The sequence below is a fragment of the Rheinheimera sp. UJ63 genome (genome assembly GCF_021568285.1).
Taxonomy (GTDB): domain Bacteria; phylum Pseudomonadota; class Gammaproteobacteria; order Enterobacterales; family Alteromonadaceae; genus Alishewanella; species Alishewanella maricola.
Window position 1 is genome coordinate 227,435 of the sequence record NZ_JAKGTQ010000002.1, and the last position, 24,608, is coordinate 252,042.

The 24,608-nt window shown below is 45.9% G+C and carries 19 protein-coding genes; 9 read left to right on the forward strand and 10 right to left on the reverse strand.

Annotated features, from left to right (window positions below; genetic code table 11):
* Position 1 precedes the first annotated feature (1 nt).
* Both arsJ and chrA read left to right on the forward strand, forming a co-directional pair.
* A complete protein-coding gene (arsJ, locus tag L1N97_RS07150) occupies positions 2-1,192 on the forward strand; it encodes an organoarsenical effux MFS transporter ArsJ (RefSeq protein ID WP_236129304.1) in 1,191 nt (396 codons plus the stop codon).
* A 1,326-nt stretch (positions 1,193-2,518) separates the two neighbouring features.
* Complete coding sequence (gene chrA / locus L1N97_RS07155) at positions 2,519-3,718, forward strand: chromate efflux transporter (RefSeq protein ID WP_236129305.1); 1,200 nt, start codon at positions 2,519-2,521, stop codon at positions 3,716-3,718.
* Positions 3,719-3,721: 3 nt separating this feature from the next.
* Here chrA and L1N97_RS07160 read toward each other — a convergent pair whose 3' ends face one another.
* The 5 genes from L1N97_RS07160 to L1N97_RS07180 all read right to left on the reverse strand — a co-directional run bounded on the left by L1N97_RS07160 (position 3,722) and on the right by L1N97_RS07180 (position 8,318).
* A complete protein-coding gene (locus tag L1N97_RS07160) occupies positions 3,722-5,578 on the reverse strand; it encodes a M1 family metallopeptidase (RefSeq protein ID WP_236129306.1) in 1,857 nt (618 codons plus the stop codon).
* Positions 5,579-5,723: 145 nt separating this feature from the next.
* Positions 5,724-6,077, reverse strand: a complete 354-nt coding sequence (locus L1N97_RS07165) for a hypothetical protein (RefSeq protein WP_236129307.1) — start codon at positions 6,075-6,077, stop codon at positions 5,724-5,726.
* 3 nt (positions 6,078-6,080) lie between these two features.
* The gene (locus L1N97_RS07170; protein WP_236129308.1) at positions 6,081-6,446 is read right to left on the reverse strand and encodes a thiol-disulfide oxidoreductase DCC family protein; all 366 of its coding nucleotides are present in this window, start codon (positions 6,444-6,446) and stop codon (positions 6,081-6,083) included.
* 4 nt (positions 6,447-6,450) lie between these two features.
* Positions 6,451-6,861 carry a DUF3429 domain-containing protein gene (locus L1N97_RS07175; protein WP_236129309.1) on the reverse strand — a complete coding sequence of 137 codons (411 nt, stop codon included), beginning with the start codon at positions 6,859-6,861 and terminating at the stop codon, positions 6,451-6,453.
* A gap of 134 nt (positions 6,862-6,995) precedes the next feature.
* On the reverse strand, positions 6,996-8,318 hold the full coding sequence (locus tag L1N97_RS07180; protein ID WP_236129310.1) for a tetratricopeptide repeat protein: 1,323 nt from the start codon (positions 8,316-8,318) through the stop codon (positions 6,996-6,998).
* Between the two features lie 624 nt (positions 8,319-8,942).
* Here L1N97_RS07180 and L1N97_RS07185 point away from each other — a divergent pair.
* From L1N97_RS07185 to L1N97_RS07195, 3 genes are read left to right on the forward strand one after another with little or no spacing between them, the layout of a single operon-like run.
* Complete coding sequence (locus L1N97_RS07185; protein WP_236129311.1) at positions 8,943-9,506, forward strand: Hcp family type VI secretion system effector; 564 nt, start codon at positions 8,943-8,945, stop codon at positions 9,504-9,506.
* Between the two features lie 35 nt (positions 9,507-9,541).
* On the forward strand, positions 9,542-10,447 hold the full coding sequence (locus L1N97_RS07190) for an Hcp family type VI secretion system effector (protein ID WP_236129312.1): 906 nt from the start codon (positions 9,542-9,544) through the stop codon (positions 10,445-10,447).
* Positions 10,448-10,482: 35 nt separating this feature from the next.
* Complete coding sequence (locus L1N97_RS07195; protein ID WP_236129313.1) at positions 10,483-11,034, forward strand: PEP-CTERM sorting domain-containing protein; 552 nt, start codon at positions 10,483-10,485, stop codon at positions 11,032-11,034.
* A 99-nt stretch (positions 11,035-11,133) separates the two neighbouring features.
* Here the strand turns inward: L1N97_RS07195 and L1N97_RS07200 are convergent, their stop codons facing one another.
* The gene (locus L1N97_RS07200; protein ID WP_236129314.1) at positions 11,134-11,538 is read right to left on the reverse strand and encodes a YccF domain-containing protein; all 405 of its coding nucleotides are present in this window, start codon (positions 11,536-11,538) and stop codon (positions 11,134-11,136) included.
* Positions 11,539-11,879: 341 nt separating this feature from the next.
* On the opposite strand from L1N97_RS07200, the gene L1N97_RS07205 reads away from it, so the two are divergent.
* From L1N97_RS07205 to L1N97_RS07215, 3 genes are read left to right on the forward strand one after another with little or no spacing between them, the layout of a single operon-like run.
* Positions 11,880-12,416, forward strand: a complete 537-nt coding sequence (locus tag L1N97_RS07205; RefSeq protein ID WP_236129315.1) for a TetR/AcrR family transcriptional regulator — start codon at positions 11,880-11,882, stop codon at positions 12,414-12,416.
* The gene (locus tag L1N97_RS07210) at positions 12,416-13,474 is read left to right on the forward strand and encodes an efflux RND transporter periplasmic adaptor subunit (protein ID WP_236129316.1); all 1,059 of its coding nucleotides are present in this window, start codon (positions 12,416-12,418) and stop codon (positions 13,472-13,474) included. Before L1N97_RS07205 ends, L1N97_RS07210 begins: the two co-directional genes overlap by 1 nt.
* An 11-nt stretch (positions 13,475-13,485) precedes the next feature.
* Entirely contained in the window at positions 13,486-16,527 is a 3,042-nt protein-coding gene (locus tag L1N97_RS07215) for an efflux RND transporter permease subunit (protein WP_229584445.1), read from the forward strand.
* Between the two features lie 41 nt (positions 16,528-16,568).
* Here the strand turns inward: L1N97_RS07215 and L1N97_RS07220 are convergent, their stop codons facing one another.
* From L1N97_RS07220 to ppnP, 3 genes are all read right to left on the reverse strand, one after another.
* Entirely contained in the window at positions 16,569-16,883 is a 315-nt protein-coding gene (locus L1N97_RS07220) for a TraR/DksA family transcriptional regulator (protein ID WP_229584444.1), read from the reverse strand.
* Positions 16,884-16,968: 85 nt separating this feature from the next.
* Positions 16,969-18,723 (reverse strand): ABCB family ABC transporter ATP-binding protein/permease, encoded by a 1,755-nt coding sequence (locus L1N97_RS07225; RefSeq protein WP_236129707.1) that lies wholly within the window; start codon positions 18,721-18,723, stop codon positions 16,969-16,971.
* Between the two features lie 77 nt (positions 18,724-18,800).
* Positions 18,801-19,082, reverse strand: coding sequence for a pyrimidine/purine nucleoside phosphorylase (gene ppnP / locus L1N97_RS07230; protein WP_236129317.1), 282 nt, complete (start codon positions 19,080-19,082; stop codon positions 18,801-18,803).
* Between the two features lie 184 nt (positions 19,083-19,266).
* Between ppnP and L1N97_RS07235 the strand changes: the two genes are divergently transcribed.
* Complete coding sequence (locus tag L1N97_RS07235) at positions 19,267-21,852, forward strand: ExeM/NucH family extracellular endonuclease (protein WP_236129318.1); 2,586 nt, start codon at positions 19,267-19,269, stop codon at positions 21,850-21,852.
* Between the two features lie 88 nt (positions 21,853-21,940).
* Here L1N97_RS07235 and fadE read toward each other — a convergent pair whose 3' ends face one another.
* The gene (gene fadE / locus L1N97_RS07240; protein ID WP_236129319.1) at positions 21,941-24,436 is read right to left on the reverse strand and encodes an acyl-CoA dehydrogenase FadE; all 2,496 of its coding nucleotides are present in this window, start codon (positions 24,434-24,436) and stop codon (positions 21,941-21,943) included.
* Between the last annotated feature and the right edge of the window lie 172 nt (positions 24,437-24,608).

A 24,608-nucleotide genomic window follows, 5' to 3' on the forward strand; every position in this document is an offset into this window, starting at 1 on the left:
CATGAACGCAGATGTACGGCAATATTTAATCGTAACCGGTAATTACTGGGCCTTTACTTTAACCGATGGGGCGCTGCGCATGCTAATTGTGCTGCACTTTTATCAGCTAGGTTACAGCCCACTGGCCATCGCCTCATTATTTGTGTTCTATGAGTTTTTTGGCATTGTCACCAATTTAGTGGGGGGCTGGCTAGGTGCGCGTTTGGGGTTAAACAAAACCATGAATCTGGGGTTATTGCTGCAAATTGTCGCACTTAGCATGTTATTGCTCCCCACGGCACAGCTTACCGTGGTGTGGGTGATGGCGGCGCAGGCCTTGTCAGGTATTGCCAAAGATCTGAATAAAATGAGCGCAAAAAGTGCCATAAAGTTGCTGTTACCCGATGAAGCGCAAGGCGCGTTATACAAGTGGGTGGCCCTGTTAACCGGCTCTAAAAATGCCCTTAAAGGCGTGGGGTTCTTTTTAGGCGGGGTGTTATTAGCCTGGTTAGGTTTTCAAGGCGCGATGGCGGCGATGGCAGGCAGTTTGTTGCTGGTATGGGTATTAAGTTTAGTCTTGCTGAAACAGGATCTTGGCAAAAAAAGCTTTAAACCGAAATTTACAGAGCTGCTGTCTAAAAGTGCCAGTTTAAATTGGTTATCGGCGGCACGTTTTTGTTTATTTGCGTCGCGCGATGTATGGTTTGTGATTGCGTTGCCGTTGTATTTGGCGAGTATTGCCGGTTGGTCACAAAGTGCAGTGGGGGCGTTTTTAGCCAGTTGGGTTATTGCCTATGGCATAGTGCAAGCGTTTACCCCTAAGCTTACCCGCAGTAATAAGCAAGCGCCGCCAACGGCCAGTACAGCACTTAATTGGGTACTGCTGTTAGCCTTGTTGCCTTGGTTAATAGGTGTCGCCATGCTGTATAGCGCTCAGCCGTTACTCGCGCTGTTGTGTGGTTTATTGCTTTACTGTGTGTTTTTTGCCATTAACTCGAGCTTACATAGCTACTTAATTGTTGCCAGTGCTAATCGTGATGGCGTGTCGCTGGATGTAGGCTTTTATTATATGGCCAATGCCGCCGGGCGTTTAGCTGGAACCTTACTATCAGGCTGGGCATACCAAAGTTATGGGTTAGTGGCGTGTTTGTGGTTATCCGGTTTGCTGTTACTCGGGGCGGTGTTGTGTACTTGGCGATTAAAACTTCAATAAATAAATGAAGTGTGACATACAAAATTACACCATCAGCTGTTTCACTGTAGTGTGCTTGTGAATTTTTGCACATAAAAAAGTTTTGTGAATTGAATACGGTGAGGAGCTACGTCCCTCATCCTGATGGGTGTTTCATCATGTATTCTGGTTTAAGTAGCAGTATAAAACGAGGTGGTAAACGCAGAGTACACTTTGCAAGGGGACGTGTTTTTCAGGGATGAAAAACAGGAGCGTACAAGGATGTATCCACAGCGTACTTTGCAAAGTTGTACGTCACGTTTAGCTACCGGACGCACAAAACTTAAAGCAATAGGTGAAAAGATATATGCCACAACGTGCCGCGACATAAAAAAGTTTTGTTAATTGAATACTGCGAGGAGTTTCGCCCCTCACCTTGATTAGTGTGTCGTTATGTATTCCGGATTAAGTAGCAGTTTAAGACGAGGTGGTAAACGCAGAGTACACTTTGCAAGGGGACGTGTTTTTCAGGGATGAAAAACAGGAGCGTACAAGGATGTATCCACAGCGTGCCCCGGCAAAGTTGTACGTCGCGTTTAGCTACCGGACGCACAAAACTTAAAGCAATAGGGAACAAATATATGCCACAGCGTGCTGGGACATAAAAAAGTTTTGTGCACTAAATACGGCGAGGAGCTACGTCCATTTTTTCTGAGGTACGCCGTGAATCCACCCTTAGGGCCAGCAGAGCTGTCCAAATTCGTTCCAGACGAATTTGTCAGGCATCCATGCCGGAGACGCTTTGCTTAGCAATATCGGCTCGCTGCTTGGCTAGAAAATACTTTTAAAAGATAACGTTATACATGGCGTTCTGTAACGGTAAGCATCTTATAATGTTTGTTTCAGCTTAGATGATACATAAATATCAGACGAGGTGACAAGTGCGCAGTACCCTTTGCTGGGGACGTCTTTGGCATGGATGCCAAAGAGGAGCCTACAGGGAGGTATTTACGGCGTGCCCCAGCAAAGGTGTACGGAGTACTGGGTCACCGGATGAACTGAACTCGCAGCGATAGTTGAACGAATATGTATCCACAGCGTACCCGGAAAAGTTGTAAGTCGCGTTTAGCCACCGGATGCACCAAACTCATAGTAATAGGTGAACAGATAGGTATTTACGGCGTGCCCCAGCAAAGGTGTACGGAGTACTGGGTCACCGGATGAACTGAACTCGCAGCAATAGTTGAACGAATATGTATCAACAGCGTACCTGGCAAAGTTGTGCGTCGTGTTTAGCCACCGGGTGCATCAAACTTGCAGCTAAGAGCCGTTGCTCAATAATAATGAAAACGCTATCACAGGTTAACCATGACTGAAACCGCATCACACAGCAGCTTCTGGAACTTGTTCCGGATCTTTTTCGTACTCGGGATCACCTCCTTTGGTGGCCCCGTGGCGCACCTGGGCTATTTTCGTCACGCATTCGTTGAAAAACGCCAATGGCTTAGCGAGCGTGATTATGCCGAACTCGTTGCGCTGTGCCAGTTTTTACCTGGCCCCGCCAGTAGCCAAGTGGGTTTAGCCATTGGCTTGCTGCGTGGCCATTACCGCGGCGCCTTGGCTGCGTGGTTAGGCTTTACCTTACCCTCAGCCATACTACTCATTGCCTTTAGTATAAGCTTACCGCTATTACAAAGCGCGCTCACACAAGGCGTGTTGCATGGTTTAAAGCTGGTAGCCGTTGCCGTCGTAGCCCATGCCGTCTGGGGCATGGCAAAAACCCTGTGTAATACCAAAACAAAAATCAGCATTATGACAATCAGCACATTGCTGCTATTAGTATTCCCGCTTGTTTGGTTACAACCTGCGGTAATTGTACTTGGTGGCTTGTTAGGCTATCTGTGGTTAGCACCAGAGCCGAGCAGCAGCAACGCCTTACCCTTGAAGATCTCAAGAACTGCCGCCAAAGGTTTTGGGCTACTGTTTCTGCTGTTGTTAATTGGCTTGCCGTTATGGGTACAGTTGTATCCCAGCGCTGCGTTAGCGCTGTTTGAATCCTTCTACCGAGCCGGAGCCTTAGTGTTTGGCGGCGGCCATGTAGTACTGCCGTTATTACAAGCAGAGGTAGTGCCAAATGGCCTAGTTGATGCCGATACCTTTTTAGCAGGCTATGCCGCTGCACAGGCGGTGCCAGGCCCACTCTTTACCTTCGCGGCTTTTCTAGGTGCCGCAAGCACAGGCAGTGTTACGGGTGTTACTGGCGGTGTTTTAGCCCTTTTAGCCATCTTTTTACCGTCATTTTTAGTGCTGGCGGCGGTATTACCCTATTGGCAACAATTGCGCAGCTCTGCCACGATCAGCCAAGTGATGGCCGGGGTAGGGGCTAGCGTAACCGGTATTTTATTAGCAGCCTTATATCAGCCCATTTGGCAAAGCAGTATTTTTACCGCCGTTGATCTGGCTATTGCACTTGCTGGGTTTGTGGCGTTGCAATTTTGGCGCCGGCCAGCCTGGCAACTGGTGCTGGCTGGCGGCGCTTTGGGCGCGCTTTTAACGCTAATTAGCTAAGGCTTAGTTAGCGAGTTTTAAGATCTCATCAACACTGCCTTGCGCTAAGGGATGATAGCCAGGGCGAGCTTGCTGATACACTTTGCGCGCCAGGGCTAACCCCTCTGGCGTGCTGGCCAGTTGCTTATACAGCGGCAGAATCAGCTTACGCCGACCAATTTTCAGCAAATAGCCCTCAAGTGCCGGTAACACCGTGGTGTAATTAGTTTTTAACGCCAACAAAAACCAAGCATGGGCAATTTCACTGTTAATTGATTGCGTAAGTGCAAAGGCACTGTCTAACTGCTGTAATTGCCCAAGGCTGATATCAAGTGGCAAGTTATTAATAAAATACAGCCATTCATGCACCGTCCACTCGCTGGTGGGGATCTCGGTAAGGGCCGTTAAACCGGAGCGCCAAGCATTGATGTATTGCTGCACACGTAAAAACGCATCCGACTGCGGCTTAGGCGAGCTAGCAGGCAAACCGCTACCGTGGATCCACTCTTGCACCTCTGCGCTGCTAACTTTACCCGGGTGGGCTTGCAGTAAATTCGCGGCAAAATAGCGTTCAAATTCTGCGGTGGTGATACTTTCAAAGGCATGATCGGCAAAGTATTGGCGCACAAAAGCGTCAAAGTCCGCACGGCCAAAGCGCTGTTCTAAAAACATTAAAAACAGTTGGCCTTTGGTGTAGGGTACGCCAGTAAAAGCATCGTCTGGATCACGGCCTTTTAAATCCAGATAAAGCCGAGTGTCATCAGCGGCTAAACGGGGCAGCTCTTGCATTAAATCTTGCACCGATAAGGCCTGCTCCATTAGCGCACGATCAGTACCAAACACCTGCTCCATAATGCGATTCTCGACATAAGAGGTGAAGCCTTCATTAAGCCACAGATCTTGCCAAGTCGCATTGGTCACTAAGTTACCGGACCAAGAATGCGCTAACTCATGCGCAATTAAATTCACTAAGCTGCCATCGCCAGCCACCACCGTGGGGGTAATAAACGACAGCACCGGGTTTTCCATGCCACCAAAGGGGAAGCTGGGCGGTAAAATCAATAAATCGTACCGGCCCCAACGGTACTCACCGTAGAGCTGTTCGGTAGCCGCTATCATTTGTTGGGTGCTAGCAAATTCTTTGGCCGCCGCCTCTAAAATATAACGCTCGGCATACACACCGGTTTGCTCGCTCATCGCTTTAAAGTGCAAATCACCAACAGCCAGCGCTAACAAATAGGGCGGGATGGGGTGTGGCATGTTAAAGCGATAATCACCGCTGCGCTCGGCGCTTGGTGAGTTGGGGGCGCTCATCACCGCCAGCAGTTCAGGATCGGTTTGAATACGTGCCGTGTAAGTTAAGCGCAGCGCGGGGCTATCTTGAATTGGGATCCAGCTTCTGGCATGAATAGCTTGGTTTTGACTAAACATAAACGGCTGGGTTTTTCCGGCGGTTTGCGCTTTAGTCAGCCACTGTAAGCCTGACGCGGCCGGAGTAGATTGATATTGAACACGAATTCTCTTCGGTTGAAACCCCGGTGTAATGGTCAGTTTACTGCCGAGGACCGCATCGCGCGCGGCAAGCTGAAATGGCACTTGTCGCCACTGGCCATCAGCACGACGGGCATACACCTGTTTAATGGCTAAATCGCGGGTATCAAGTGTAATGTGATTACGCTCTTCTTGTTGCCAATCCAGTGTAAGCTCAGCAAAACCGATTAAGGCCTGCTTTTGAAAATCTACCTGTAAATCTAAGTACAAATGGCTAACGCGTACTTCTTCTAGGTTGGCATAGGTATAGCTATCTTTTACCTGAGCTGCTTGAGTAAACGGGCTGACGAGTAACAGTAAGCATGCGAATATTAGCGGGCGCACAAACATAGTGGTTCCTGCAAGAGTATTAAAAATGAAGATTTGCAGTGTACGGCCAAAGCTGGCGCCAATACAAGACGGCTATCTGTTTGCTCAACTACCTAAACCGCGTAAGGGTGCGTGGTAAATTTTTTGCGCTTAAGCTAGATGATGCTTAGTCGGTTTCAGTTGGCAGTTGATTAAGCAGCACGCTATCGCGCTCTTGCTCGGTCAGGATGCCGGTTAACAGCGTTTTGCGGCGCAGCCGGCGCATACTGTCACTGTCTTCAAGTAATGCCTGTTTAAAGATCTCAGGCTCATGCATCATGGTTAGAATACTGTGCCAACGAATATAGCCCCAATGCTTAATTAAACCGGTTTGATAGCGCAGTTCTAACTTTTCAAGTAAGGGGATGGCGAGCTCAGGATTGGCCAACAGTTTATCGGCAATGCGCGCATGTAATTGCAGTAACTGCAAATCGGATTGTTGCTGCGCTTTGGTGCGCACACGGTGACGAGGAGGACGCATTGGCTATTTTATCTCACACTGGCCATCGGTACATTTTAGGCGTTTGCGCGCCCAATACTGATAAACCCAATTGGCAATGGGGCGGATCAACGGAAAAGCCAAAATAGCCGGTAATAGCCTTAAACCAGCAAGGCGCCAATAAAACAGTGTGGCAGTTAAACCGATCTGAAACTGCTGGCCATCCCAAACATGAATTTGCTGCATCATCTGGGCTTTGCTGGCACCATTAAAGCCATCAAACTCAGCTTGGCTAATATCCACCAGTTGCATTTTGCCCTGTAGCTTAGGGCCTAACCAATTGATTTCATGGCGACATAACTTACAACTACCATCAAAAAATAACGCGGCTTGCGCCGGATTTATGGTCATTTGCTTATCCATAAAAAAAGTAAAACCCCAGATGACTTAGTACCACGACAGTCGTTAACTGATAGCGCAGTGTGCGGTAACTTTGCTGATACTGTTGGCTAATACCGGAAAAATGTTCATAAAAGCTTAGCGCTAAAAATAAGCCCGCTTGGATCAGCACACTGTAAGCAGGCAACAGCGCTAAGGCTAAAAAACTAACTATCGGGAAGCTGACCGCTGCTAAGGCTTGCTGTGTAGCCGCCTTAGGCTGATGTAATACCGGCCATAATACGCCTGCCATAAAACCTAAAATTAAACAGCTATAAAACTGAAATAACAACAATGCTTGCGCGGGTGCCAGCAGCGGCCAAACCATGCTGGCCAACGGCAAAAAAACAAAGGGGATTAAACCGGCATAGCTAAGAACGCGAATCATGTGTTTCTCCTAAGATAGTCGGTTTATTACGTTTTATGCTTTCAACGCGATCAAAAATCTTTGGCTCTAAGGCTTACGCTATGGTTGTGAATGATGACAACGAACACCGTACTGCAGTTGTTAAAGTACCGTTTTTAAAGCGTTTTTATAGCGACAATCATTGCGCCAGCAACAGCTTTGCCTTTTTCGAAGCGAGGCACAATACTTTCGAAACTACATAGGGTAAATCCGGCTTGCTGCAAACTGCTCTCTATATATGTTTTAGTGTGGCTATAACGGCCATTTAATTGTAAAAAATAATCCTGATGAGTATCCGCAGGGCTGTGCTGTTCAACGCTAAAAATGAAATAGCTAGCCGGTTTTAACACGCTAAACGCTGCTGTGAAAGCGTGTTGCAGCTCACCAAAATAGACAAAGGTATCGGCACAAATAATGTAATCAAATGGCATTTCAGTGTTTAACATGAACATACATAACTCAGTTTCATGCAATTCGGCATAAAGTTTTAGCTCTGCCGCTTGGGCTAACATTTTGGCCGATAAATCTACGCCAACTAATTGTCTTGTAACAGGTTTCAACAATGGCGCACAGAGACCCGTGCCGCAGCCAAGATCCAGGATATCGTATTTTTCGCCTGAAACAGCAAGTTGATTAAGCACTTTTTCTGCAATAAGTTCTGGCACCTGATAATTAAGTTGAGCTAGTGATAAGTTGAAACTTGATGAGTAATCATCAAACGTTTGTTTTATATAGTTATCTGTGGCTCTGGTTGGGGTATTTTTTTGTGAGTAAGCGGTAAGTAAATGTTGTGCAATCGCATCATCAGGACGCGAGACCATGAGGTTTTCTAAGAGTTTAATGGCTGCCTGCGTTTCATCAAGCTCGGTTAATACATAAGCCAGTTGCTTGGTGGCTTGATGGTGCTGCGGATCAATGGCTAAAACTCGCAGAAATGAAGATTTTGCTTGTTCATACTGTTGTAAATCAATTTGAATATTACCGAGATTATGATGCGCAAGCAGATGCTGGGGGTCAAGTGCTAAGGCGCGATGAATAAGATGAAGTGCTTCTTTTTTTTGCTGGGTTTGCCTAAGAACTATCGCCAGATTAATCAATGCATTGGTATGATTGGGTGCGATGCTCAGTAACCGCCTATACAGTGCTTGAGCTTCTATAAGCTTACCTGTTTCTTTGTAAATATTCGCTAAATTGTTCATCGCATCAGCATAGTGTGGTGCGATCACAAGCGCCCGCTTTATTTGTACTAACGCTGCATTAACTTGCCCGGTTTGATAAAGAACTAATCCTAAATAGTGCAGTGCATCTGGTTGCGTAGGGGCTAGACGCAATATTTTTTTATAAGCCGCCGCCGCTTGTGTCAAGTTGCCTTGTTGATGCAGCGTTCTCGCTAACACTAAATTATGCATGATTTTTTGGTTATTAGTTGGCGACATCATCAGACTCTTAACTGACTTTACCTGCACCTTATCCTAAGGTGTAGACAATTTATAGCTAAGATGATTGTGATATTTTTAAATTAGTCAGCAACAGGCAATTGGATCTGATGTCAACAGCAGTAAAAACAGCTAAAAAAGTAACATTTTATCTGCAACGCGGTGTTAGTTTTTAGGGCTTTTATTGTAATAATAAGTGTTTTAAAGCTCGAACAATGATGCACAGAGGGCGCATTTCAAAATCATCATTTTAAACTAATCATAAATCCTTATTGGGATTAACGGCCGCAAAATTTCTTGTTAAAAAATAATCAGCATAAAGGTGGTGTCAGCTTTCTTTACAAAGCTGGCTTGCCATTATTCACTGTACTTTTTAAATGGCTAATTTAACGTGCTTTAATTTTAATGGCATTAATTATGCTTTAAATAATACTGAATTAAAAATGCAAAAAATCGGCTCAACACTATGAGGCGTTTTATAAACATTTCTAATGTGGATTGGTGTTATTGGTTTGAGTTTTTCTCAAAATCGGAATGCCACTGTCTTATTAAATGATTTTTACTATTAATTTACATAAATAGGTGCGGCGCAGTAAAAACACCTTAACTTCTAATTAAGGCTAATTTATGAAAACACTAAACCCACTTTCAAAAAGCTTACTAACCATCACAACTACCGCTAGCTTATTACTCATGCCCATTGTCAGTTATGCTGCTGTTGATATGTTTTTAGAAATTGACGGTATTGTTGGTGAAAGTTATGACAAAGATAACCGTGGCGCGATGGATATTTTGGCTTGGTCAGAAGGTTTATCGCAATCTGGATCTTTTCAAACTGGCGGTGGCGGTGCAGGTAAAGCCAATTTTCAAGATATTAATTTTACTAAGTGGCTAGACAGTGCCAGCCCAGCGCTCAGGTTATCCGTGGCGAATGGGCAACATATTCCAACGGCGACTTTAACGGTTAGGCGAGCCGGCGCGAACCCGTCGCAATATTTTAAAATAGAAATGAAAAATATCATTGTTACCTCGGTATCGTCAGGTGGAAGTGGTGGTGACGATCGGCTGACTGAAAATATTACATTGAATTTCGCTGAGGTTACTTGGACATACTATCCTATTGATGAAGGTGGAAATCCGAAACCACCCATTTCAGTTGGTTGGAATATCGCTGAGAATAAACAGTTATAACCTGTCAGTAACCCCAATTATGAGGAGTTAATCACATGAGGTTATTGATAAAAAGCATACATAGCCTTTCATGGTTATTAGTAGGATTGTTAGTTGCTTTTTCAGGTTTTGCGGTGTCTGAAGTTATTAATGATCATATTATTATTGATGATAAAAATTTTACTTTAGTCAGTTCGCGAAGAGTAACCCGTACTGTTAGCGAATATAAATTACGTGTGCTGGCACAAAATGTCTCTGCTGTCGATTTGAGCAATGTAAAAGCCAGTTTAATCTCTGCACCTACAAGCATCTCAATCATTCAAGGTAACTTGGCATTTGGCGCTATTCCGGCTAATAGCAGCGTTTTAAGTTCTAATGACTTTACCATTCAAATTAATTTACGCGAAGCTTATAACTTAGCGGATCTTGTTTGGAAAATTGATGGAGATTTACCACCGCCCCCTCCACCGCCGTCCACCAGCCCAACAGCAGTGGGCATCTTTATGAAGATTGATGGGCCTGCCATTAAAGGTGAGGTGGAAAGTTCAAGCCACAAAGATTGGATCCAAGTATTAGCCTGGAGTGAGGGGTCAAGTAACTCCGGTACTACCCATGTCGGCGGAGGGGCAGGCGCCGGCTCGTTTATGCTTGGTAATGTTAACGTCACCAAATACATAGATACCGCAAGTAATCCGCTCAGATTAGCGATTGCAAAAGGCGAGCTTTTTGAAGAAGTGCAAATCGATGTTATTAAGCAATGTGGCACGAGTTTGTATACGCAATATGCCATTACGTTAAGTAACGTTATGGTGGTCGGGCTAAGCAGTGGTGGCAGTGGTGGAGAAGATCGTTTAACCGAAAATGTTGCTTTTAATACCGCGATGATTCAAACGATGTATACCCCAGTAGGCGATAAATGTCGTTTTCAGCAACCCATTTATTCCATTCAGTCTTATAACTGATTGAAGCGTAATGTATAAATTTTGGAAGAAAAAGTATGCAAATAAAAAAAATAATCTCGGCGTTAACCTGTTTTGTAATGCTGAGTTTTCAGCCTGCGTTTGCGGCGTTGATTACTGGCTCGGCGACCAATATATCCGGTACAACTTGGGAGACGCGTTATACCATAACCAATAATTTATCGGATAATATTTATTGGTTTACACTGTTCTTTCAAGCTGACCAATATTCGAACTTAGAATATGTAAGAACTGCTGAATTTGGGCCTGAGTGGGATATATTCACATTCGATCCATTTTTTACAGATGATGGTTTTGTTGACGCTTACTCTTTTGGTGCAGGTATAGCCGTTGGTCAAAGTGTTTCAAACTTTGTGGTTCGATACACTTACTTGGGGGCTAACCTGCCGAGGTTGCAGCAATTTGAAGTGTATGATGCGAGTCTTAATTTTGATGATGCTTTAGCAAATCCTCTTGCTGCTGGTGATATTTCCATCGCGGCAGTACCTGAACCGAGCTCTTTATACTTGTTCGGGTTGGGGCTTTTGGCTTTTGCCGCTTATCGTATAAAGCAATTGCGATTAAACTAACCGTTAAAGTGTATTTTCAGTACTCAACATACCCCCAATCAATTGGGGGTATTTTTTCATGTAAACTAAGTTACTTAAACCGAACATAATTAAGTCAATTTAGCGCCCCACAATGCCTTTACCAATGGGCGCGATACTTAAACCGGCTAATTTTAAGTGCTGGATGCCAAAAGGAATGCCAATAATACTCAGGAAGCAAACCAAGGCATGCATTAAGTGGCCAATGGCCAGCCAAATACCAAAGAAGATAAACCAGACAATATTGCCCAAAGTACCAAAAGCCGAGGTGCCAAAATCTTCTACGTGGTTAATATAGCGGCGATTAATCGCATCGCGGCCAAAGGGCCAAAACGCCAGTTTGCCCATCACAAAGCAGGCACGACCAAACGGAATGCCAATAATGCTGATAAAGCAAACTAAGCCAATAATCCACCAGGCTAAGCCCATCACCAGCCCGCCGAGTAAAAACCATAAAACATTAAAAATTAACCGTAATACACTCATCTTGCGCTCCACAACCTCATTAAGTTCAAAACGCTTGCCATCCAAATGTGATAGCACTTTCGCAGCTGGCAAAACAAAGCGATAAATGTGCCAACTTTAAACTATTGTTTATCTTCGTTTTATTTTTAGCTTGTAACTGGATAAGCGTATTTTTGTGTGAATTTAACCAGTTTTTAGTAAAAATACTCAGGCACATGTAGCACAACCCTAACCCGACAATGTTGCCCAGATAGCGCTTAGCTGCGTCTGTGATAAAACTTTTACTGTACCAACTGGTCGGTTTGTGATTTTGCCGTTATACTGTACCGACTAGACGGTTTTAATTTGAGGGTGCAGCAAACGTGAATAAAGCGCAAATTACCGTACAACAGATTTTACAAGCGGCCTTAGCCGTCGCTGCAGAAAAAGGGCCGGGTAAGGTCACCTTGGATGCGGTGGCACAAGCCAGTGGCTTGAGTAAAGGTGGCTTGTTATATCACTTTCCGTCAAAAGAAGCCTTGCTCAGTGCCATGGTGCAGTTTTTAGTGGATGATGCTGAGCAAAACCGCCAACAGTTTGTCGCCACCGAGTCATCAAAATTAGCGGCTTTCTTAAAAGCGCGAGAGTGTTTCACTCAGCAATTAAGCAGTAATACCGCGATGGCTATCTTAGCGGCGGCAGCAGAGCAACCGGCGCTGTTAAAGCCGCTGCAGCAACATAACCGTAAGGTATTTAACGACATTTTAGCTGAGCATCATCACAGTCCCGAAGTGATGTCATTATTGCTAGTCAGTGAAGCCTTGACCTTTCATCAGTTGCTGAACATTTCACCTTTGACCCCGGAACAACACAGTCAATTGGAAAATTATATGACGACTCGTGCACAGGAGCTAAGTTAATGAACCGCCCATCTTTTACTCTGATCAGTAGCATACTTAGCCTGCTGATATTTCTCAGTGCTTGTTCCGATTCGGTAAGCCAAGAGTCTGATACCACGCTAACCACGGTGAAATTATATACCGTTAGCGGAGATGAACATGCCAACAGTCGCAGTTTTATCGGGCGAATTGATGCGGTCAGTACTGTCGATTTAGCTTTTCAAGTGGGCGGTCGGGTTACCGCTTTACCGGTGCAGCAAGGCGAAATTATTCCTGCAGGTGAGCTATTAGCGGCACTGGATAACACCGATTATCAATTGGCCGTGCAACAAGCCGAAGTGCAACTTGCTCAAGCGCAGCGAGATTTAGAGCGGGCTAAACCTCTACGCGAACAGGGTATTTTAACCCCGTCAGCTTTTGACCAGTTGCAAACTAATTTTGATATTGCGCAAGTTGCGTTGCAAAACGCCAAGCGTAATAGCCAGTACACGCAGTTAAACGCCCCTTTTGATGCGTTAGTTACGCGCCGCTTAATCGAGCGTTATTCCACCGTCACGGCCGGTACACCCATTTTACGCGTGCAGAATGTCTCTGAATTACGTGTGCACATTAACGTGCCAGAGCAAATGATGCGCCAAGTGCAAGATAAAGCCGATTATGCGGTGTATGTGAAATTATCTGATGATAATGCCAGCCTTCACCCGCTTACTTACCGTGAGCATGCGACGGAAGTGGATGTGGTCACGCAAACCTATCAAGTGTCGTTTGCTATGCCGCGACTCGCCGGTGAAAATTTATTGCCAGGCATGACGGTGACGGTGGTCACCGAGAACAATGCTGCTCAGAATAATATGTTGATCCCCGTCTCGGCATTAGATACTTCAACGCCAGAGCAATTCCATGTTTGGATTTATCAAGCCGAAACTCAGCAAGTCAGCCGACAACCGATCCAAGTCAGTCGGATCCACCAGCAGCAAGTTGAAGTACTCTCCGGTTTAAAAGCCGGCGATCAGGTGGTCTCTGCGGGTATTTATCATTTACAAGACGGCCAAGTCGTGCGTCCGTTTGAAAAATATTAGGAGTCAACCGCATGAAAATGGCGAGTTATGCGATTGATAAACAGGTCAACACTTGGATGTTGATTATGCTTTGTTTTTTGGGTGGTCTTTGGGCGCTAAATACCATTGGTCGTTTAGAAGATCCGGCCTTTACCCTAAAAGAAGCCATGGTAATCACCTACTATCCTGGGGCGACGGCAACCGAGGTGGAAGAGGAAGTCACTGAGGTACTCGAATCGGCAGTGCAGCAGTTACCGCAATTAAAACGTGTGACGTCTAAATCCTTTCCAGGCAAATCTGAGATCCGCGTAGTGATCCAAGATACTTACAATGGCCCAGCCATGCCGCAAATTTGGGATGAGTTACGCCGAAAAATCAGCGATAGCAGTCGGTCACTGCCTGCTGGGGTAATGACGCCCTCAGTCAATGACGATTTCGGTGATGTGTTTGGTATTTTTTATGCGGTCACTGCTGAAGGGTATAGCGATCGCGAGATCCGTGAGTTGGCCACGTTTTTACGGCGCGAAATGCTGATGGTGCCGGGTGTGGCTAAAGTACAAACCGCGGGCGAGCCACAAGAGAAAATTTATGTAGAGATTGCCCAAGAGCGGTTGCTGGGTATGGGCTTACCTTTAGATTTAGTGATTGGAACCTTACAAGCTGAAAATACCGTCGCGGCGGCCGGCTCTTTAGCCGTTGGCGATAAGCGTATCCGTTTAGTCAGTAAGCCTGGCTTAGATTCGATCAGTGCGATTGAGAACTTACGCTTAGGTAATTTGGGCTCCACAGAGCAACTGAGTATTTACGATGTTGCTAAAGTGAGTCGAGAAGAGGCGGAAACGCCGACACACTTGATCCGTCATAACGGCAAAGCGGCTTTTACGCTAGCCATTGCCGGCTTAAGTGATGCCAATATTGTGGATGTAGGTAATGCCGTTGATTTGCACTTAGCCTCTTTAACGCCGCGTATTCCACTTGGCATCGAGTTACAGCCGATCTACCAGCAACATATTGTGGTGGATAAAGCGATTAATGATTTTATTGTGAATTTATTAATTTCTGTGGTGATTGTGGTCGCCGTGCTGTGTTTAACCATGGGCTGGCGCGTGGGTATTGTTGTCGGCGGCACCTTATTACTGACTGTGCTGGGCACCTTGTTCTTTATGCGCATATGGCAAATCGAAATGGAGCGAATTTCGTTAGGTGCGCTGATTATCGCCATGGGGATGTTGGTTGATAATGCCATTGTGGTGGCCGAAACCATGCTGATAAATATGCAGCGAGGCATGGCATCACGCCAAGCTGCAGCGGAGGCGGCCAGTCGCACCCAAGTGCCGTTATTAGGTGCCACGGTTATTGGCATTATGGCCTTTGCTGGTATTGGCTTGTCGCCTGATAGCACGGGTGAGTTTTTGTTTTCGTTATTCGCAGTGATTGGTATTTCCTTATTATTAAGCTGGGTGTTGGCGATTACTGTTACGCCTTTGTTAGGTCATTATTTGTTTAAAGTGGCCGCAGACAGCGAGCAACGTGATCCCTATGCCGGTTTTGTTTATCAGCGTTATGCCAAGGTGCTCCGTTTAGCTTTACGGCAGCGCGCCGCTACCATCGGTTTGCTGATGGTGCTAACTGTGATCAGCGTTATTGGTTTTGGCCAAGTTAAGCAGGTGTTTTTCCCTGCCTCTAATACCCCGTTGTTTTACTTAAATTATTATTTACCGCAAGGCACCGATATTCGTGCCACCGAGCGCGATATTGCCGAAATAGAAAAGATTATTTTGGCCGAAGCGTCAGTGGAGTCGGTCAGTAGTTTTATTGGCGCAGGCGCCAGCCGTTTTATGTTGACCTATGCACCGCAATTGCCGAATAGTGCTTATGGTCAATTGATTATTCGCACCAAGGAGCGTGATGCGATCCCGCCCTTGATGCAGTATTTGCGGCAAACCTTACCCGCTCGTTATCCTAGTGCCGAAATTTATACTGAGCGATTGATGTTCGGCCCCGGTACCGGAGCCAAGTTACAGGCCCGCATTTCTGGTAGTGATGAGGCCGTTTTGCGTCAGCTCGGCCAGCAAGTGGCGGATATTATGCGCAATACCGACGGTGTGACCGATATCAGGCAAAATTGGCGGCAGCGTGAGTTGGTGATAGCGCCAGATTTTAATGAAGAACGGGCACGTATTGCCGGTGTTAATCGTACGGATTTAGCGCAAACTTTGGCTTTTGCCAGTGAGGGCTTAGTTAGCGGTGTATATCGCGAGCAAGAAAAACAAATTCCTATTGTGGTGCGGCCACCGGCAGCAGAGCGATTTGATTTAGACAGACTAAATGACCGAATGATTTGGAGTAGCATCGACAACAGCTATATCCCGCTAACGCAGGTGATTAATGGCTTTGTTACCGAGCACGAAGAAGCGGTGATCCAAAGGCGCAATCGGGTACGCACCTTAACAGTTGAAGCTGAGCCCACCACGGCCATAACCGCCGATCAGGCCTTAAAGCGTTTGCGGGCGCCGGTTGAGCAATTAGTATTGCCACATGGCTATACGTTGGAGTGGGGAGGCGAGTATGAAAGCTCAGCGGAAGCACAGGCTTCATTAGGTAAACAATTGCCCTTAAGTTTTTTGGTGATGTTAGCTATTAGCATTTTGTTGTTCGGCTCCCTAAAACAACCCTTAGTTATTTGGTTAATTGTGCCGATGTCGATATGTGGTGTTAGTGCTGGGCTTCTGTTGACGGGCTTTCCTTTTGGTTTTACTGCGCTGTTGGGCTTTCTGAGTTTATCCGGCATGCTGATGAAAAACGCCATAGTGTTAGTTGACGAAATGGATTTGCAATTAAGCCAAGCAAGCGATAAGGCTCAAGCCATTATTGATGCGAGCATCAGCCGGATCCGGCCGGTGATCTTAGCGGCATTAACCACTATTTTAGGTATGTTGCCGCTGATTTGGGATGCGTTTTTTAACAGTATGGCGATAACCATTATGGCCGGTTTGGCGTTTGCCACCGTGTTAACTCTGGTGGCAGTGCCGGTATTGTATTCGCTGGTGTTTAAAATCAAATTAGCCCGCTAATTGATTCTGCTGGTTGCTAACAGTGCGGCTTTGCTGCGCTGTTAGTGGCTGCAGTTAACACAAAATGCGGTGGCGGGTAACGCTTCTAAGCGTGCTGGATTAATATTTGCACCACAACGGGTACATTTAGCATAAACACCTTGTTCCATCCTTAGCAAGGCCTGATTAATTTCAGCCAACTCTGCCTCGGCATGGTGTTTTAGGCTGGTTAGCACATCATCGTTTTCTCGCTCTTGTGCTTGTTCTGCAAAATCATGGCTGTGTTCTTTCGAGAGGTCTTGCTGCAGTGATATCTGCTGTCGCTCTAGTTCCATTTTACGTTGAATTAGGCGACGTTTGTATTCTTGAAATGGCATGATCTACTCCTTGTCTCTGCGCTGTCTTAAATTTAGCAGCACTTCGTTAAAAAAGCTTGATCTAGCACAAATAAACAGCAATGGCTTAGGTGGTAAGACGTGTCTGCTTGGCCTGTTGCTGCCACATTTTGGCATATTCCCCCGCTAAATCTAGCAACTGTTGATGGCTGCCTTGCTCAATCAATTCGCCCTGCCGTAATACTAATATGCAATCAGCATCGGTAATGGTTGATAAACGATGAGCGATAACCACGCTGGTGTGTTGTTTGGCGACTTCACGCATAGCAGCAACAATGCTTTGCTCGGCTAAGGAATCTAATGCCGAGGTGGCCTCGTCAAAGACTAAAATAGGCGAGCCTTTTAATAACGCTCGGGCAATCGCAATGCGCTGTTTTTCACCGCCAGAGACCTTTAAGCCGCGTTCACCCACTAGCGTTTGATCGCCTTGTGGCAAGCTATCAATAAACTGACGTAACTGGGCTAATTCAATAACCTGGGCAATCTCATTGGCACTGGCTTCGGGTTTGGCGTAAGCAATATTATCTCGCATGCTACTGTTAAATAACACCGTATCTTGCGGCACAATAGCAATCGCTTGGCGCAGAGAGTCGAGGGTTAGCCCAGTAATATCTTGCTGATCAATTAAAATGCGGCCGCCGCTCACATCGTAAAAGCGATACAGTAAGCGGGCAATGGTACTTTTACCCGCACCAGACGCGCCGACAATCGCCACTTTTTGGCCTGCGGCAACGGTAAAACTGAGATTATTGAGAATGGGGCGATCGGCCTGATAGGCAAAACTCACCTGCTCAAACTGAATACTGGCCCCATGGGTGACTAAGGGTTTGGCATCTGCTTTATCGACAATGCTGCTTTTGCGTCGTAATAAGCCCAGCATATTTTCTAAATCGGTTAACGCGCGGCGAATTTCACGATACACAAAGCCTAAAAAATTCAACGGTAAAAACAGTTGGATCATGTAAGCATTCAGCATTACTAATTCACCGATACTCATTTCACCGTTAACCACCTCGGCTGCGGCTAGCCACATTAATGCGGTAATAGCAGCGGCAATTAATAGTGCTTGGCCAGAGTTAAGTAAGAGCAGACTTAAACGGTTTTTTAAACGAGCTTGTTCCCAAGTGGCTAAAAAGCCATCGTAAACCTGTGCTTCATGCTGCTCATTATTAAAATATTTCACCGTTTCATAGTTAAGTAAGCTATCAACGGCACGGCTATTGGTGGTGTTATCCGCTTGATTCGCTTCACGAATAAACTTGTTGCGCCATTCCGTAATATACACGGTAAAAAAGATATAGAGACTGACCGCCACCACGGTGATCAGCGCATACATGGGCGAGAACAGTAAGCTGAAGATCACGGCAACCGCCACGATTTCAAGTAAGGTTGGCACAATATTAAACATCAAAAAGCGCATTAAAAAGCTTAGGCCATTGCTGCCTCGCTCTATATCGCGACTGATGCCACCGGTTTGTCGGTCAAGGTGAAACGCTAATTCTAAACTATGCAGGTGTTTAAAAACTTTTAAACCTAATTGGCGCATGGCATGTTCGGTGACACGCCCAAACAGTGCATCCCGCACTTCACCAAAAAACACCATGCCAAAGCGCAGCGCGCCATACAAAAGTAATAACCAAACAGGAACAAGCAGTAATTGTTGGCGGTTGGCATCTACCGCATCGATGATTTCTTTTAAGGCCCAAGGCAGCAGTAAGGTGGCGCTTTTGGCAGCAATAAGTGCCAGTAAGGCTAACAATACCCGCCCTTTAAAGGCCATTAAATAAGGCCAGAGGGTTTTAATACTCTGGCCTAGCGGCATGGCGTAATCACGCTTTAACGGTTCAGGTTGTTTCGCGGCGCTTCGCATGCCTCGCATAGTACTCTCAGTAATTCAACTTACGCATAAGTACAAAGGTACGCGGTATCCTGTTGTACTTGCAATTGAAACTTCACGTTAGCTTCTACTTCAAACGCCTGACCTGATGTAAATGTCAGCCAATCATCACTGCCAGGCAGTTTTACGGTAAGGGCGCCGCTAATCACGGTCATCACTTCATGTTGGCTGGTACCAAACTCATATTCACCGGGTGCCATTACGCCGACCGTTGCAGGTAGCTTTTCGCCTTGAAAACTAATTGAGGCGACTTTGCCATCAAAATAATTGTTGACTTTAAACATCGTTAACTCCTTATATATCGGGCTGTTTAGTAAAACGGAAAAAAGCCCGTTTGTATAGCTTTTTTAGCTATTTAGATGTCTTGAAGTCTTTTTCTAATCAGTAACGCATTCTTAAAAAGTTAATCAGATTGCCACATTCGTGGCTTAGTCTGCACAATCCTAATAACAGATCAGGGAATAACACGTGAAGAAAACACTTATCGCGGCAACCTTAGCGCTTATTTTAGCGCCCGTTGCTCAAGCAGAACTTTTTATATCAGAATATGTTGAAGGTTCTAGTAATAATAAAGCGTTAGAATTATACAACCCAGGTACTTCGGCAATTAATCTCAGCGATTACCGTATCCGGGTTTACTCTAATGGTGCGTTAACATCCAGCGTTAATCAACAGTTGAGTGGCAGCTTAGCTGCGGGTGAAACTTTTATTTATGCCGCTTCTAATGCTGCAGCAGCTATTTTAGCGGTAGCGAATGTCACCACCGGTTCCGGTCTTTGGAATGGTAACGATGCCATTGTGATTGAGAAAAATGGTGAAGTTGTCGATAGCTTTGGTCGAGTAGGTGAAAACCCAGGCACGGCATGGACCGGCAATGGCGTGACCACCATAGATAAAACGCTCCGCCGCAAGAGTGTGCTAAGAGATACCAATATCAGTGATGCCTTTGATCCTTCTGTGGAATGGATTCAATTTGATCGGGATGATTTTTCTGATCTGGGCATGTTTAATGGCACAGGCGCACCAATTGATCCTGAAGAACCTGTCGATCCCGAGCCATTACCACCTTTAGTGTGTGGGGCAACCTTTACGCCCATTTCTGCGATTCAAGGTGCCGGTAATGTGAGCCCGTTAATTGGGCAAACGGTAGTAGTCGAGGCGGTTGTAACGCATACTTTACCTGGCTTACGGGGTTATATGATCCAAGCCAGTGACCTTGAGCAAGATACCGATCCGTTAACCTCCGAAGGTGTTTTTGTCTTTACCGATAATGCAAATCTGAATGTTACCGCAGGTCAGCGTGTGCGCTTACAAGCACAAGTTGCCGAAGCCTTTAGCAATACCCAGCTACAGAATGTCACGCAAAGCGTAGCCTGTGGTACAGCTGAATTGCCTAGCGCGGTAACCGTGAGTTTACCGGTCGCTGCATTAGATTATTTAGAACGTTACGAAGGCATGTTGGTGCAATTCGCGCAAGAGTTGACGGTAAACAGCAACTTTACCTTAGGCCGTTTTGGCGAGTTAGTGTTATCAAACGGTCGTCGTTACACACCGACTCAAGTTGTTACGCCAGGTGCCGCCGCACAAGCCTTAGCGGCTGAGCATGCCTTAAATCGCATTATGTTAGATGATGCCTCAACAGTGCAAAACGCTGCCACGGTCATTTATCCAGCACCGGGTTTAACGGCGATGAATACCGTGCGTGCCGGCGATACCGTCGTGGGCTTAACGGGTACCCTTTATTACAGCTTTAATGAATATCGGGTTAACCCGATTAATAGCGTGAACTTTGTCGCGACAAATCCGCGCACAGCGCAGCCTGAGCTCAGTGGCGATGGTAATGTGAAAATTGCTAGCTTTAATGTGTTGAACTATTTCAATGGTGACGGCTTAGGCGGTGGTTTCCCAACCGCCCGTGGCGCCAATAATCTGTTTGAGTTTGAGCGTCAGCGTGCCAAGATTTTAGCGGCTTTAGCGGCGTTAGATGCCACCGTGATTGGCGTGATGGAAATTGAGAATGATGGTTTTACAGAAACCTCTGCCATTGCTGATTTAGTGCGTGGTTTACAGCAAGTCAGTGGGCAAGACGATTGGCGCTTTGTCTCAGTTAACACGCCGGTGATTGGTACCGATCAAATTACCGTGGGTATGTTATATCGTGCTAATTTAGCCACCCCAGTGGGGGATGCTCAGGTACTAGATGAAAGCAACTCTGCCACGGATGCTAATGGCGTAGCGTTATTTAATACCCGCAGTAACCGCCCGATGCTGGCGCAGCGCTTTAAGCTCACCAGTAACAATGCTGAGTTTGCGGTGATGGTGAATCACCTTAAATCAAAGGGTTCAGCTTGTAGCGGTGATCCAGATCTTAATGATGGTCAGGGTAATTGTAATATCACTCGGACGCGCGCGGCGGAGGCAGTAGGGCAATTTGCCGCGCAGCACTTTAATGCTATTCCGGCACTGGTTATCGGTGATTTGAATTCTTATGCGAAAGAAGATCCATTAACGGCACTGGCGCATGCCGGTTACGCTAACGTATTTGATGTGTTAGAGAAAACGCCCACCTACGGTTATGTGTTTGATGGTTTAGCGGGTCAACTCGATCATGCTTTACTGAACGAGCCTGCACGCCGTTACTTAGTAGATGCGGCAGAATGGCATATTAATGCCGATGAGCCTATTTCACTGGATTACAACCAAGAGTTTAAATCTGAGCAGCAACGAATCGATTTTTATGCGCCCGATGCTTATCGTTCGTCTGATCATGATCCGGTGATTGTAGCGCTGGATCTGATTGCGCCTTTGGATATTGATTTAAACCTGATCAAAGTGAATCAAGGTAATGCTAAATCAGGTTCGAAACTGGTGCAGTTACGTTGGAGCAGTGTGCAAACAGGCTTAACGCTGTATCGCGATGGCGAAGTGGTGGCGGTGTTGGACAAGCCTGGTCAGTACAACAATCAATTTAAAACCAGTGCGCCAGCCGTTACATATACCTTATGTTATGACGCGACCGCACAGTGCTCTGCGCCATTAACCGTGCAGTTCTAACCTAGCTAAAGCGTTGCGAGCAACGCTTAAACAGATAAAAAAAGGGCCCGTCGTCAGACGGGCCCTTTCTAATTACAGTGTCTCGCGCTTAAGCGGCTGCTGTTTTGGTTTGCTTCTTACTTTCAGCTTTTAACGCTTCAGCACCATTGGGTTGCTGGGTTAAGGTTTTGTCTGCCGCTAAGTAATCGGGTTCAAAATCATCAACGTTAATCACAAACAAGCGGCTATCTTCAGCTTTACGTAACTTATCCGCTTCTTGTTTATTAATCACCCCCAGCTCTAAGCCAATATCAGCCACTTCATGTAACTTGAAGAAGGGCAGGCGTTTACCTGAGGCTTTGCTGACTTTATCAAACAGCGGCTCTGCAGCTAACACATCCAATAAGGCTTGTTCTACGCGACCTAATTGATTACCCGGTTCAACCGTTAAATATAAGTGCTTACCTAAGCGGTTACGCGCTTCACAAGGGGTCATCATGATGCGTGAAACTTGATGATCCAGCATATCTGATGGTTTGCGCAACGTGCGACCAAATGGGAAGACAATGCGTTTTAGCACGATACCAATGACGCGGTTAGGGAAGTTATCGAATAACTCGGTCAGCGCCAACTGCGCTTTGGCCATGTTATCTTCACAAGCCCATTTTACCAAAGGTAAGTCTTGAACTTGGCGACCTTCATCTTGATAACGTTTCAGTACTGATGACGTGATATATAACATACTTAAAATGTCACCTAAACGCGCTGAAATACGCTCACGACGCTTTAAGTCGCCACCTAAGGTTCCCATGGCAACATCTGACATTAACGCAAGGGCGGCACTAAAGCGGTTCATTTGCTTGTAATAACGCGCAGTGTCATCGTTGTAAGGTGAATGGCTAAAAGCCCCACCGGTTAACGATAACCAGAAGGTCCGGAAGAAGTTACTAATGGCAAAACCAATATGACCGAATAACGCTTTATCAAAAGCCGTTACGGCAGCGCCTTCATCCGTTAATTGTGCGGCTTGTAACTCGGCTAACACATAAGGATGACAACGGATGGCACCTTGACCATAAATGATCATGTTACGGGTCAGGATATTGGCACCTTCTACCGTGATGGCAACAGGCGCACCTTGGTAACCGCGAGCTAAATAGTTATTTGGCCCCATGCAAATGCCTTTACCACCGTGCACGTCCATTGCATCATTAATCGCTGTGCGCATGCGCTCAGTCATATGGTATTTGGTAATGGCGGAAACCACTGATGGTTTTTCACCTAAATCAATCGCACCTACCGACATCGAGGTAGAGGCATCGGCCATATAGGCATAACCACCAATGCGTGCCATCGCTTCTTCAACGCCTTCCATTTTACCGACAGGTAATTTGAATTGACGACGAATACGCGCATAGGCGCCAGTAGACAGCGCAGCAGCTTTAATCCCACCGGTGCTGTTAGACGGTAATGTGATGGCGCGACCGACAGATAAACATTCAACCAGCATGCGCCAACCTTGGCCGGCCATTTCTGGACCACCAATGATGTAAGAGATTGGTACAAACACCTCTTCACCTTGCGTTGGACCATTTTGGAACGGCACATTCAATGGGAAGTGGCGACGACCAATTTTTACACCTGGGGTGTCGGCAGGGATCAACGCACAGGTAATACCGCGATCTTCTTCTTCACTTAATAGATGATCTGGATCGTACAGTTTAAAGGCTAAACCTAACACTGTAGCGATAGGCGCTAAAGTAATATAACGTTTGTTCCAGGTTAATTTTAAACCCAGAACTTCTTCACCTTGCCACTGACCTTTACAAACGATGCCCACATCAGGGATCGCACCGGCATCTGAACCCGCTTCTGGGCTAGTTAAAGCAAAACACGGAACATCGATGCCTTTGGCTAAGCGGGGTAAATAGTAATTTTTTTGCTCATCAGTACCATAGTGTTGCAACAGTTCGCCTGGGCCTAACGAGTTAGGAACACCAACGATGCTTGATAACACCATGCTTTTACTGGTTAATTTTTGCAATACGCAAGACTGTGCATAAGCAGAAAACTCTAAACCACCGTATTCTTTTTTGATAATCATCGCAAAGAAACCGTGATCTTTTAAGTATTGATAGACTTCTGGCGCAAGATCGGCACGTTCATGTGTTGTATGCCAGTCGTCCGTCATGGCCAGTAATTCTTCAACTGGGCCGTCTAAAAAGGCTTGCTCTTCTGCACTTAACCGAGGTTGTGGGAAGTTGTGCATTTTATGCCAGTCAGGGTTACCGCGAAATAAATCGCCTTCCCACCAGGTGGTACCGGCATCGATAGCTTCTTTTTCTGTCGTCGACATTTCCGGCATAATTTTGCGATATAACGCCAGTAATGGTTTTGTCAGATGTTGCTGACGTACTGAGGCGATATTTAGCGGTAAGGCAACGATTAGAAAGACTAACCAAGACCAAAAGCCGACGATGTCGCTAAAAGTACCAATTAATAATACACCCGCTAAAGCTGCGGTAAATAATGTGAGGCTGGCGCGGTGATAGGCAAGAATGCCTGTCGCCACCAGCAAAGCTACACAAACCAGAAAAACACTCATTGTTAACTCCTGCGATAAGAGGTCTGACCACTAAAGCCTTAGCTTAGAACGCTTTGATTTAAGTTGCAAGTACTTCTGTGCAATGCTTATCTATACAAAGTGTCAACTAATGTTGCAGACTCTGTACAATAGCCTTTAGCATAGCTCAGCATCGGCCTTTGTGTGTAAACAC

What these genes read in the sequence shown, in the direction of transcription:
- L1N97_RS07160 (WP_236129306.1), bottom strand. Translation starts at nt 5,578, where the DNA reads ATGTTTGTGCGCCCGCTAATATTCGCATGCTTACTGTTACTCGTCAGC.
- L1N97_RS07200 (WP_236129314.1), bottom strand. Translation starts at nt 11,538, where the DNA reads ATGAGTGTATTACGGTTAATTTTTAATGTTTTATGGTTTTTACTCGGC.
- L1N97_RS07190 (WP_236129312.1), top strand. Translation starts at nt 9,542, where the DNA reads ATGAGGTTATTGATAAAAAGCATACATAGCCTTTCATGGTTATTAGTA.
- ppnP (WP_236129317.1), bottom strand. Translation starts at nt 19,082, where the DNA reads ATGTTTAAAGTCAACAATTATTTTGATGGCAAAGTCGCCTCAATTAGT.
- L1N97_RS07195 (WP_236129313.1), top strand. Translation starts at nt 10,483, where the DNA reads ATGCAAATAAAAAAAATAATCTCGGCGTTAACCTGTTTTGTAATGCTG.
- L1N97_RS07165 (WP_236129307.1), bottom strand. Translation starts at nt 6,077, where the DNA reads ATGCGTCCTCCTCGTCACCGTGTGCGCACCAAAGCGCAGCAACAATCC.
- L1N97_RS07180 (WP_236129310.1), bottom strand. Translation starts at nt 8,318, where the DNA reads ATGATGTCGCCAACTAATAACCAAAAAATCATGCATAATTTAGTGTTA.
- chrA (WP_236129305.1), top strand. Translation starts at nt 2,519, where the DNA reads ATGACTGAAACCGCATCACACAGCAGCTTCTGGAACTTGTTCCGGATC.
- L1N97_RS07170 (WP_236129308.1), bottom strand. Translation starts at nt 6,446, where the DNA reads ATGACCATAAATCCGGCGCAAGCCGCGTTATTTTTTGATGGTAGTTGT.
- L1N97_RS07220 (WP_229584444.1), bottom strand. Translation starts at nt 16,883, where the DNA reads ATGCCATTTCAAGAATACAAACGTCGCCTAATTCAACGTAAAATGGAA.
- L1N97_RS07175 (WP_236129309.1), bottom strand. Translation starts at nt 6,861, where the DNA reads ATGATTCGCGTTCTTAGCTATGCCGGTTTAATCCCCTTTGTTTTTTTG.
- arsJ (WP_236129304.1), top strand. Translation starts at nt 2, where the DNA reads ATGAACGCAGATGTACGGCAATATTTAATCGTAACCGGTAATTACTGG.
- L1N97_RS07210 (WP_236129316.1), top strand. Translation starts at nt 12,416, where the DNA reads ATGAACCGCCCATCTTTTACTCTGATCAGTAGCATACTTAGCCTGCTG.
- fadE (WP_236129319.1), bottom strand. Translation starts at nt 24,436, where the DNA reads ATGAGTGTTTTTCTGGTTTGTGTAGCTTTGCTGGTGGCGACAGGCATT.
- L1N97_RS07225 (WP_236129707.1), bottom strand. Translation starts at nt 18,723, where the DNA reads ATGCCGCTAGGCCAGAGTATTAAAACCCTCTGGCCTTATTTAATGGCC.
- L1N97_RS07185 (WP_236129311.1), top strand. Translation starts at nt 8,943, where the DNA reads ATGAAAACACTAAACCCACTTTCAAAAAGCTTACTAACCATCACAACT.
- L1N97_RS07215 (WP_229584445.1), top strand. Translation starts at nt 13,486, where the DNA reads ATGAAAATGGCGAGTTATGCGATTGATAAACAGGTCAACACTTGGATG.